This is a genomic window from Sulfurihydrogenibium sp. (genome assembly GCF_027448985.1).
Taxonomy (GTDB): Bacteria; Aquificota; Aquificia; order Aquificales; family Hydrogenothermaceae; genus Sulfurihydrogenibium.
This window is the reverse complement of the sequence record NZ_DAIDMN010000051.1, coordinates 1-10512: the sequence shown is the minus strand read 5'-3', so window position 1 is coordinate 10512 and position 10512 is coordinate 1. Positions and strand designations below refer to the sequence as shown.

11 protein-coding genes and 1 pseudogene are annotated in these 10512 nt (G+C 33.8%); 1 reads left to right on the top strand and 11 read right to left on the bottom strand.

What is annotated here, in order from left to right; all coding sequences use genetic code 11:
- Nucleotides 1–297: pseudogene (locus NE054_RS05455) on the top strand (hypothetical protein); the annotation flags it as partial.
- A 50-nt stretch (nucleotides 298–347) separates the two neighbouring features.
- On the opposite strand, the gene gatC reads toward NE054_RS05455, so the two are convergent.
- From gatC to NE054_RS05400, 11 genes are all read right to left on the bottom strand, one after another.
- Nucleotides 348–632 carry an Asp-tRNA(Asn)/Glu-tRNA(Gln) amidotransferase subunit GatC gene (gene gatC / locus NE054_RS05450; RefSeq protein ID WP_297889543.1) on the bottom strand — a complete coding sequence of 95 codons (285 nt, stop codon included), beginning with the start codon at nucleotides 630–632 and terminating at the stop codon, nucleotides 348–350.
- 62 nt (nucleotides 633–694) lie between these two features.
- Nucleotides 695–2197: a type I DNA topoisomerase gene (topA, locus tag NE054_RS05445; protein WP_297889540.1), complete on the bottom strand. Its 1503-nt coding sequence runs from the start codon at nucleotides 2195–2197 to the stop codon at nucleotides 695–697.
- A 3-nt stretch (nucleotides 2198–2200) separates the two neighbouring features.
- Nucleotides 2201–2857 carry a 7-cyano-7-deazaguanine synthase QueC gene (gene queC / locus NE054_RS05440; protein WP_297889538.1) on the bottom strand — a complete coding sequence of 219 codons (657 nt, stop codon included), beginning with the start codon at nucleotides 2855–2857 and terminating at the stop codon, nucleotides 2201–2203.
- Nucleotides 2858–2933: 76 nt separating this feature from the next.
- Nucleotides 2934–4040, bottom strand: coding sequence for a peptide chain release factor 2 (prfB, locus tag NE054_RS05435; protein WP_297889536.1), 1107 nt, complete (start codon nucleotides 4038–4040; stop codon nucleotides 2934–2936).
- A 57-nt stretch (nucleotides 4041–4097) separates the two neighbouring features.
- Nucleotides 4098–4970 carry a prephenate dehydrogenase/arogenate dehydrogenase family protein gene (locus NE054_RS05430; protein WP_297889533.1) on the bottom strand — a complete coding sequence of 291 codons (873 nt, stop codon included), beginning with the start codon at nucleotides 4968–4970 and terminating at the stop codon, nucleotides 4098–4100.
- Nucleotides 4971–4978: 8 nt separating this feature from the next.
- On the bottom strand, nucleotides 4979–5824 hold the full coding sequence (locus NE054_RS05425; RefSeq protein WP_297889531.1) for a universal stress protein: 846 nt from the start codon (nucleotides 5822–5824) through the stop codon (nucleotides 4979–4981).
- Nucleotides 5821–7002 (bottom strand): cation diffusion facilitator family transporter, encoded by a 1182-nt coding sequence (locus tag NE054_RS05420; protein WP_297889529.1) that lies wholly within the window; start codon nucleotides 7000–7002, stop codon nucleotides 5821–5823. The genes NE054_RS05425 and NE054_RS05420 overlap by 4 nt, the downstream gene beginning before the upstream one ends.
- On the bottom strand, nucleotides 7002–8129 hold the full coding sequence (carA, locus tag NE054_RS05415) for a glutamine-hydrolyzing carbamoyl-phosphate synthase small subunit (protein ID WP_297889527.1): 1128 nt from the start codon (nucleotides 8127–8129) through the stop codon (nucleotides 7002–7004). The genes NE054_RS05420 and carA overlap by 1 nt, the downstream gene beginning before the upstream one ends.
- A gap of 60 nt (nucleotides 8130–8189) precedes the next feature.
- Nucleotides 8190–9419, bottom strand: a complete 1230-nt coding sequence (locus NE054_RS05410; protein WP_297889525.1) for an RNA-guided endonuclease TnpB family protein — start codon at nucleotides 9417–9419, stop codon at nucleotides 8190–8192.
- A gap of 132 nt (nucleotides 9420–9551) precedes the next feature.
- Nucleotides 9552–9971: a hypothetical protein gene (locus NE054_RS05405; RefSeq protein ID WP_297889522.1), complete on the bottom strand. Its 420-nt coding sequence runs from the start codon at nucleotides 9969–9971 to the stop codon at nucleotides 9552–9554.
- Between the two features lie 13 nt (nucleotides 9972–9984).
- Nucleotides 9985–10356 (bottom strand): hypothetical protein, encoded by a 372-nt coding sequence (locus NE054_RS05400; RefSeq protein WP_297889519.1) that lies wholly within the window; start codon nucleotides 10354–10356, stop codon nucleotides 9985–9987.
- Nucleotides 10357–10512 lie beyond the last annotated feature (156 nt).

Here is a 10512-nt window from a genome sequence, read left to right as displayed (position 1 = left end):
TATTTGGACAAAGTTGAAGAAAACAAAAAAGATTGGAAAGAGTTTGTAAAAGAATTACATCAAAAATCTGTATCAAAAACAAAGGCTGTAGTATCTAAAAAAATGCTTGATTACGCTAAAGACTTAGCTAAAAAACACGGCAAAAACATAGAAGATATCTTAGATAATCCAGATAAAATAAAAGAATTTATTAATCAACATGCAGATAACACGCCGTCTGAAAAACAGATTTTATACCTTCAGATGATAAGGTCATTAAAGAGCCTTTACCGTATCTTTTTTCTATCTGAAGTATAGCGCTTTCTAAAGCTTTTCTTTTTGCTTCTAAATCCATGAAAACCTCCTTTTTATCCTACAACTCTTGGAACTATAAAAAATCCACCTTCTTTCTCTGGTCCATTTAGTAGTGCTTCTTCGTTTGTTAGTGATTGAGCTGGAACATCTTCTCTGTAAAAACCTTCTTCTGTGTTCATCTCATAAAATGGTAATACTCCTTCTGTGCTGACTTCTTTAAGTGTTTCTATAAAGGATATAATATCGTTAAACTGTTTTGAAAAAATTTCAACTTCTTCTTCTTTTAGTTTTAACTTTGATAATTTGGCAACCTTTAAAACATTTTCTCTGTCTATCATTTTCCACCTCTAAAATATGATTAGTATCATTTTAAATATATTAACATTACAATATATTAATATTACCTTATTTCGCATCCCCCTCCCTCCCCCTCCATACCTGGCTGGGAGCTATCCCAGCCCTTTTTTATTTTTTGTATCTTTTTTATTATAGTTGCGTAAGTAGATGGTCTTCCTATTCCAAGGTCTTCCAACTTTTTAACAAGACTTCCTTCCGTGTATCTTGCAGGTGGTTTTGTCCATTTTTCTTCTAAATTTATACTTTCAACCTTTACAATTTCTCCTTTTTCAATAGGAGGTAGTTTTTGGTTTTCTTCCTCTTCATCTTCTAAATCGTAAACTGCTTTATAACCTTTGAATTTTAAAATGCTTCCACTTGCTTTGAATTTATAATTTTTTATGTTAAGTGTTATGTTTGTTCTTTCAAATATCGCATCTGTCATCTGACATGCAATAGTTCTTTCGTATATTAGTTTTAACAGTTTAAAATGGTCATCTGTTAAACCCTTCTCTTCTACTAATCTCTTCTGTTGGTCAAGGTTGACGAAGTTTGTTATTCTTATAGCTTCGTGGGCGTCTGCTTGTGTATTCTTTGATTTGTATATTCTTGCTGATTTGGGTAGATACTCTTCTCCAAACTCTTTTTTTATAAGTTTTCTTATTCCCTCAACTGCTTTTTCTGATATTCTTGTACTGTCTGTTCTGTGGTATGTTATAAGTCCACTTTCAAAAAGGTCTTGTGCTAAACTCATAGTTCTTTCCGGAGGAAACCTAAAAACAGAGTTTGCGGTTTGTTGTAATGTCGAAGTGGTAAATGGTGGTTTTGGACTTTGTTTTACCTGTTTCTTTTCTACCTTTTCAACTTTTGCTTCTTTTTCATCTTTTGTATTTTCATATATCTCTTGGGCTTGTTTTTTATCTTCTATCTTCTGTTTTTCATAAATAGCTATGAATTTTAGATTATTTTTTTCCAGTAAAGCAGAAATGACATAGTAAGGTGTAGGTTTAAAGTTTTGTATCTCTATCTCTCTTTCCACTATCAGCCTTACAGCCGGAGATTGGACTCTACCTACACTGAATCTTCCTCCTATCTCTCTTGATGCTATAGGTGATATTGTATAACCTACTATTCTATCTCCTATCCTTCTTCCTAAAAATGCATTGAAAAGTCCAAAGTTTGTTTTTTCAAAGTCTGTTGCATTTTTTATTTTTTCTTGGATATGTTCTTTTGTGATTTCGTGAAATTCCGCTCTTTTAACTGTTTTTGCTTTTTTATTTAGTTCTTCCCACATAAAGTATCCTATCGCGTATCCTTCTCTATCTGGGTCTGTTGCTATATACACTTCCGCATCTTCTGAGAGTTTTTTTATTTCGGAGAGTATTTTTTTATGGTTTTGTGATTTTATTATGAATTTAGGTTCGTAGGTTTTAAGGTCAACTCCCATTTCGTTTTCTGGCAGGTCTTTAAAATGTCCAACTGTTGCTTTTACTATAAAATCTTTTCCTAAGTAGTTAGATATTTCTTTGGCTTTTTTTGGTGATTCTACTATTAATATTTTCTTCAACTTTTACCTCATTCCTATTGATTTTAATGCTTCTTGTCTTTGTCTGCAAGTTGCACATTCTCCACAAGGTGGATTTGTTCCTTTATAGCAAGAGTATGTTTTTTCAAAAGGTACTCCTAACTCTTTTCCAAGTTTTGCTATGTCTGTTTTACTCATTCCAAGGAAAGGTGTGTATATTTTTATTCTGTTTTTCTTTTTTACAACCATTATTGAGCTTGCATTTATAGCAGCTTCTGCCGAAGATGCAAACTCCGCTCTACAATCCGGATAAGGTGAGTCTAAGGAGTGGATTCCTATTCCTATGTTCTCTATTTCGTATGTATCTGCAAAAGCTGCTGCTATCGATAAAAATGTTAAATTTCTCATTGGAACGGTTGTTATTGGTGGTTCATCCGGATAGTTTTCTGATGGGATTTCTATATTTTCATCTGTAAGGGCACTTTTACCTATTTCCTTTAGATGTGGAATTTGGGCTATAAAATGTTTTTTGACATTTGCTATTTCAGCCAACTGTTTTGCATAATCAAGCTCTATACTGTGTTTTTGACCGTAAAAAAACGATATGGCGTAAACTTCTTCAAATCTTTCTTTTGCAAGCCACAGTAAAGTGGCACTGTCCATTCCTCCGGATAGTAAGACAATAATATTCTTCTCTTTCACAGCTTCTCTTCAAACTCCTTTATAGATTCAGCATTAGCGGCTATCTCTAACAAATTTTCCAAAATTGCCGTATCCATTAATTTCCTCTTGCCTTCCACTTCAAGTAACTTTCTATGAATCCATCTATTTCTCCATCCATCACAGCTTCTATATTTCCTGTTTCGTATCCGGTTCTTAGGTCTTTAACCATTTGGTATGGCTGGAATACATAGGACCTTATCTGGCTTCCCCATGTTATATCCTTTTTTTCTCCTTCTAACTCTTTTTGTTTTTCTTTTTGTTTTTCAAGTTCAAGTTGGTAGAGTTTTGCTTTTAGCATGTTCATGGCTTTTAATTTATTTTGAAGTTGTGACCTTTCACTTTGACAAGATACAACGATTCCGGTTGGGATGTGGGTTATTCTTACCGCTGAATCTGTTTTGTTTACATGCTGCCCACCTGCTCCACCTGCTCTGAATGTATCTATCCTAAGGTCTTCTTCGTTTATCTCTACTTTTATGTCTTCGTCTATCTCCGGAATTACAGATACTGCTGCAAAGGATGTGTGTCTTCTTTTGTTTGCATCAAAAGGTGATATTCTTACTAATCTGTGAACTCCTTGCTCTCCTTTTAGATAACCGTAAGCAAAAGGTCCTTTTACTATTATCGTTGCGCTTTTTATTCCTGCCACATCGTCTGGTTGATAGTCTACTATTTCAACCTGAAAACCTTTATCTTCTGCCCACCTTAGATACATTCTCATAAGCATCTGTGTCCAATCGCAGGCTTCCACTCCTCCGGAACCTGCTTGTAGTGTAAGTATCGCATTTTTTGAGTCCATCTCATCTGAAAGAAGACTGTTTATCTCAAGCTTTTCTAACTCTTTCTCTAATCCGGATAGTTCTTTTTCTACTTCTGAAAAAAGTCCTTCATCTTCTTCCATTTCCAAAAGTTGGATGTAATCTTTCAAATCTTGGATTTTTTTGTTTACTTTTAAAATCTCTTCTAACTTTTCCCCTAAATAATTTCTTCTTGATGAAATCTCTTGGGCTTTTTTAGGGTCGTTCCAAAAGTTAGGGTCTGCCATTTTTTCGTCTAAATCTTTTATCTCTGATTCTAAATTTTCCGGTTTTAAAATCTCTTTTAAATTCTTCCACTTGTTTAAAACTTCTTCGTATTTTGTTTTTAACTCTTCCAACACCATTTTTTTCCACCGATTTTTTATTTTAGCTAATAAATTTTAGTTAGTATTTTAAAAATTTCAATCTAAGGATAGCCTTTTTTCTCTACTTTCTGAAAGGATTTCCAATATTTTATTTTCGTCTTCTTTTTCGATAGCTTCTTTTAACTTTTGGAGAGATTTTGAGAACACTTGTAAAGTGTGTAAAAGATTTTCTTTGTTTTCAAGGAATATGTCTTTCCATACAGTTGGAGAACTTGCTGCTATTCTGGTAAAATCTTTGAATCCACCTCCTGGGTATTTAAACAGGTCAATTCCCGTTTCCTTAGATAAAACTATAAGGCTATCAACCAATGCAAAAGCAATTGCATGTGGAAGATGTGAAACACTTGCAAATACAAAGTCGTGTAGATGTGGGTCCATAATCTCTGTTTTTGAACCTATATCTTTCCATAATCTTTCAACTTTTTCTATCTTTTCTTTATCTTCCCCCAAGGGTGTGAGTATAAGTCTTGCGTTTTTGAATAAATCTGGTTTTGCGTTTTCTATTCCTTCTTTTTCCGTTCCGGCTATAGGATGGACCCCTACGAAAACGTGTGGTTTTAGTATTTCGTAAAGTTTTACAACAAGGTCTCCCTTTACACTTCCAACATCGCTTATTACCGTGTTTTCTTTTAAAAAAGGCTTTATTTTTTTAGCCAATTCAACAAATGTTTTAACTGGTGTTGAAAGAACTACCAAATCTACGTTTTTCCATGGTATGTCTTGAAGTTTATTAAATCCTTCATCAATTCCATTTAATTCTAAGGCTTTTTTTATTCTATTTTCGTTCAAGTCGTAGCCGTATATTTTTCCTTTATAACCTTCTTTTTTTAAAGCTAATGCCAAAGACCCTCCAATAAGTCCAAGTCCAACAACTAAAATACCCTTAAAACCGCCAAAATCTTTTTCCATCTTCACCTCTACTTAACAAGTAAAACTGGAATTGGAGATTTTGATGCAATATAGTTGGTTGTACTTCCTAAAATAAGCTCTTTTATTGTACTTTCTCCAAAAGCTCCCATTACAACAAGGTCTAAACTGTCTTTGTTTTGGTTTATATACTCTTCTATCATCTCTTCTGGTTGCCCGTATCTGTCTACAAATTCAAAATCTACTTCTAAAAGGTTTTTTAGTCTGTTTTCAAACTCTGATTTTCTTTCTGAATCTTTTACAACATCTTCAAATACTGATATAACCTTTACAGATGTACCTAAATGTTTTGCTAAGTAGTTTACGTATGTGGCAGCATGTACTGACTTTTCTCTTCCATCAAAGGCATACAGTATGTTTTTAATCTCTTTGAAGTTTTCCGGAGTAATCATAACAGGACATTTTGATTTTCTTGCTACACCTTCAGCAGTTGAACCCAAAAGTAGTGGTAGAAACTCCGGATGCTGACCTTTTCTACCTACTATTATCAAGTCTTCCGGGTCTGCCATGTTTACAAGCTCATTTACAACAACTCCATAAGCTTCTGCAATGGAACAATCTCCACCTTTTTCTCTACAGGCTACAGCAAACTCATCTAAAATGGCTTCAGCTTTTGCTTCTAAAACCTCTTTTATTTTTGGTAAAAGGTCAGCATAAGTGCTAAAACCAAGACCTCCAGATATATCCGCTAAAAATGGACCTTCAAGAAGTCTTACATCAATAATATGAACGCCGATAACAGGTCTTTTGAGATTTTTTGACAGGTATATCCCGTACTCTCCTGCTACTTTTGAACTTTTTGAACCATCTAAACCTACCAAAATTCTTCCTATCATTTTTCACCCTCTTTTTTGTTAAATTCTTTCCAAGATTTTATCACTTCTTCTAAGGCTTCTTCAAATTTATCTTTCTCCGTTTCCCATACCATTATACTTGACCTTGCCAACATAAACCTTGTAGAAAAATCAGTAGGATGATTTTTTGACACAACTATATCTGCTCCTGAATTTGATATTATTTTACTCTTATTTCCCATCAATATTATAGGTGGATTTTTTATCACTTGATAATCCTTTGTAATATCTACAGCTACTATGTACTCAGCTGTTTCAAAGTCTTTTATGTTTTCATCTTTATCAACTAAAAATACAACCCTTAAACCTTCCTGTCTTGCTGGTTCATAATGGATAACGACAGAGTCTATATTTGGAATTTTTCTTTTTATCTCTTCCGCTAATTCATCAACTATTTTGTGAGCTTCTCTCAACGAGAGATTATGCATAAGAATTTCTAACTCTAAGAATTTATAGCTTCCGGCTGACCTTCCTCTTATATTTTTTAAATCTATCACAGCCAGATGTTTTAAAATTATGTTTTTTATTTTTTGTAGTTCTTCTTTTTCAAGGGTAAAATCAAGAAGAACTTTTATAGAATCCTTCATTATCTCAAATCCACTGTGAAAAATGAACAATGAAACAACAACAGCTGCATACTTATCTAAATTGTATCCAAAGTAAACACCTATAAGTCCTATAAGGACTATAACGGAAGATAAAAAGTCAGCCCATATGTGTTCTGCATCTGCAATCAAGGTTGGAGAGTTCAGTTTTTTTCCGGCTTCTTTTTCAAACCTTGAATAAAAAAAAGTTAAAATCATGGCAACAACCATAACGCCTATTGCGTACTGTGGGTTAACAACCTGCCTGTCTTCGTGATGAAAAAGAGCTTCCTTTATTATTTCATAAGCTGCAAAGAAAAGGAAAAAAGATATAATCAAAGCTACTATATTTTCTATCTTGTAAAGTCCATATGGAAAGTCCTTAGATTTTTTTGCTGAGAGTTTTACACCTATAAAAGATATAACAGAAGCAACAAGGTCAGAAAAAGAGTGTATAGCCTCTGCAATAAGTCCAAGACTGTTTGTTATAGTACCAAAAAACAGTTTTAAAACGGATAAAAAAAGATTAAGAAGTAGAGAACCTAATATCCATCTTTCTTTTAAAGGTTGGTTCATTACCTTTTACACTCTTTTATTAAGTTGTAAAACTCGTCAAATATATAAAATGAGTCATGGGGTCCTGGTGCTGCTTCCGGATGGTGCTGTATAGAAAACACCGGATAGTTTTTATGTCTCATACCCTCTACTGTGTTATCATTTAAATTTATATGTGTTATCTCAACATCTTGTGGTAATTTAGATTCATCTGTTGCGTAGTTGTGGTTTTGAGCTGTTATTTCTACTTTACCTGTTTTTAGATTTTTTACAGGATGATTTCCGCCATGATGACCAAACTCAAGCTTATAAGTTCTACTTCCAAAAGCCCAAGAAAGAAGCTGATGACCAAGACATATTCCAAAAATAGGTTTTTCCGAAGCAATAAGTTTTTTTATCTGCTGTATCTGGTAAGTTAAAACTGCAGGGTCTCCTGGACCGTTAGATAAAAATATACCATCTGGATTTACAGATAAAACCTCTTCAGCAGAAGTGTTGTAAGGAAAACATACAAGTTCAAGATGTCTATCTGCCAAAAGCCTTAAAATATCTCTTTTTACACCGTAATCTAAAACTGCTACCTTGTAATGAAAATCATCTTGCTCTTGATAACCAACAGGCCATCTCCAGCTTTTTTGTGTCCATCTGTAAACGGAAGGTTTTGACACCTGGGCAACAAGGTTTAACTCGGATATATCCGGAACACTTCTTGCTTTTTTTACAGCTTCAGTAGGAGAAATATCTCCTACACCAATGTAACCTTTCATAACACCTTTTTCTCTTAATATCCTTACAACTGCCCTTGTATCAACACCGAATATTCCCAAAACATTATTTTTTTCAAGGTAATCTTTCAGACTTTCAACAGCTCTGTAATTAGAATAAACATTCGGAACATCTTTAACAACAAATCCGTTAACCCATACTCTATCCGATTGCTCATCTTCTTCATTTATCCCGTAATTTCCAATTTCAGAAGCTGTCATAACCACAATCTGACCTTTGTACGAAGGGTCAGTAAGAATCTCCTGATATCCGGTCATAGATGTGTTAAAGATAACCTCTCCTCCAGTTTCTTTTACAGGAGAAGAAAAAGACCATCCATAGAAAAAATGACCATCTTCCAAAGCAAGAATAGCTCTTTCCATAAGAAACCTCAAAAAAGGAATATTTAAGATATTTTACCATTTTTAGATATTTGATGTGAACTACCCACACTTATACAAGTATGAGCTTCCTGCTTCATTGAATGATGACTCGTAGACTGGTGTTATCACCATTCCGCTGTCAGAGCATTCTCCACAGGCTTGAATTCGGGCTGTTCCTTCCCTACTCTTTCTTAGATAATCTAACCCATACCTGTATAGGTTCTTACTTGCGTTTTCATCTCTATCGTGGTATGTTTTACATATAGGACAGGTCCATTCTCTAACAGACAAATCCATATCGCTGTAAATATATCCACAATGACTGCATCTTTTAGATGATGGATAAAACCTGTCTACCGTTAATATTGTCCTGCCATACCATCTTGCTTTGTATTCTAAATACGATAAAAACATACCCCAGCCACTGTCTGAAACATGTTTTGATAAAAAGGATTTTATAAGACCTTTTACACTCAAATCCTCTACCACCACGACTTGGTTCTCGTCTATGATGGCTTTGGATAGTTTGTGTAAAAAGTCTTTTCTTGCATTTGCTACATACTCATGTTGTCTTGCTAATAATTTCCTTAACTTCTCCCAGTTTTTGGAACCTTTTTGTTTTCTTGATAACTGTTTTTGTAGTCTTTTTAATCTTTTTTCTGCTTTAAGTAAATATTTTGGGTGCTCTACTTTATAACTTCCTTTATCGTTTGTGATGGTTGCAAATGTTTTAACACCTAAATCTATTCCACAGACTTTATTCTGTGGTTCTTTTGGTTTGTTATCGTTGTTTTGTGTTTCAACCAATATGCTTACATAGTAATTACCACTTGTTGTTTTGGATATGGTTGCGGATTTTATTTTTCCTTCAAATTTTCTGTGCAGTTTTATTTTGATACCTTGTTTTATTTTTGGTAAGTATAGTAGGTTGTTTTGAAAATCTACTTTTATGGTATTTCCTTGGTTGTTGGTAGTGTAGGATTGTTTATCTTTTTTCTTTTTGAATTTAGGTTTTCCAAAGTGTTTAGGGTTTTTAAGCCAGTTCTTGAATGCTTTTTCTAAGTTAAGTTGGACATTGGCTAAAGCTAAGCTATCTATTTCTTTTAAGAATTGATATTCTTCTTTGTATTTTGCAGGAGTTATTCTTGGTATTTTTTCTTTGTTCTCCAAAGCTTTTAATTTTTCTTCAAGCATTTTATTCCAAACAAACCGACAAGAACCAAAGGTTTTTGCGAAAAACTCTTTTTGCTTCTTATTTGGATATATTCTATATCTATATGCCTTTAGCATTTTTTACCTTGATTTTTGAAATATTATACACTAAAGTAGCAATTCATCACCACCTTATAGAAGATGGTGACTTCTTGCTGGGGTAGAGGTTAAAAGAAAGGTGACCAAAAAGGTCACAAAAGGATTAACAAATTACTTTCTCATAGATTTTTCAACTTCTTTTTCTAAATGTTGAGACCTTTTTTCTATTTTGTCCTTTAGCTCTGCAATGTTTTTCTCAACAGAAACCAATTTTGCATTACATTCAGCTGGACAAGAGTTTTTAAGCTCGTTTATAGCTGATTCTAAAGCGGAAACTTTTGCTGCCAAGTTAGCATCAGAACCTTTAGGCATATTAGCCAACTCTTTAGACAACGCATCAACTCTTGCGTTGATGTTATCCAACTTTTGAAAAATTGGAGCAAACTGAGAATCCACATACTCTTTTGTTACTTTTCCATCTTTTGCTATAGGAGCTTCATAACATCCACACATGGAGTCCTGAGCGAAAGCTCCATTTTGCATTAAAACAGCTATCAAAGCTGCACCTGCTGCCATACTTAACTTTCTCATCTATAATCCTCCATTACTTTCTCATAGATTTTTCAACTTCTTTTTCCATATGGGTTGTTTGTTTGCTTACTTTTTCTTTTAACTCGTCAACATCTTTTTCAAGTTTGTTGATTCTGTCAGAACAAGCTGTTGGGCAAGTGTTTTTCAAGCTGTTAACTTCAGATTCTAAAGATGATACTTTTGCTGCTAAGCCTGCATCTGTTTTAGGAGAAGCTTTTAACGCTGCAACTTCTCTTTCCAATGCTGATAATTTAGCATCAACGCTGTTTACCTTTTCTGAAACTGACGCAACTTGTTGGTCAACGTACTCCTTTGTTGCATAGTTTGCACAGCTTGCAAGGAACAAAGAACCTGCTGCTACTGTCAATGCTACTACTTTTTTCATTGTGATACCTCCTATCAAAGTATTTTTTAATCTTAAACATACATTAAAAATTTGAATTTGTCAACTACATTTTTAAATAAGCAAAAAACATGCCAATTTTTAATAAGTAAAAATGTTAGTCCTTTAAAGAATTTCATTTGAATTTTTGCAAAATGC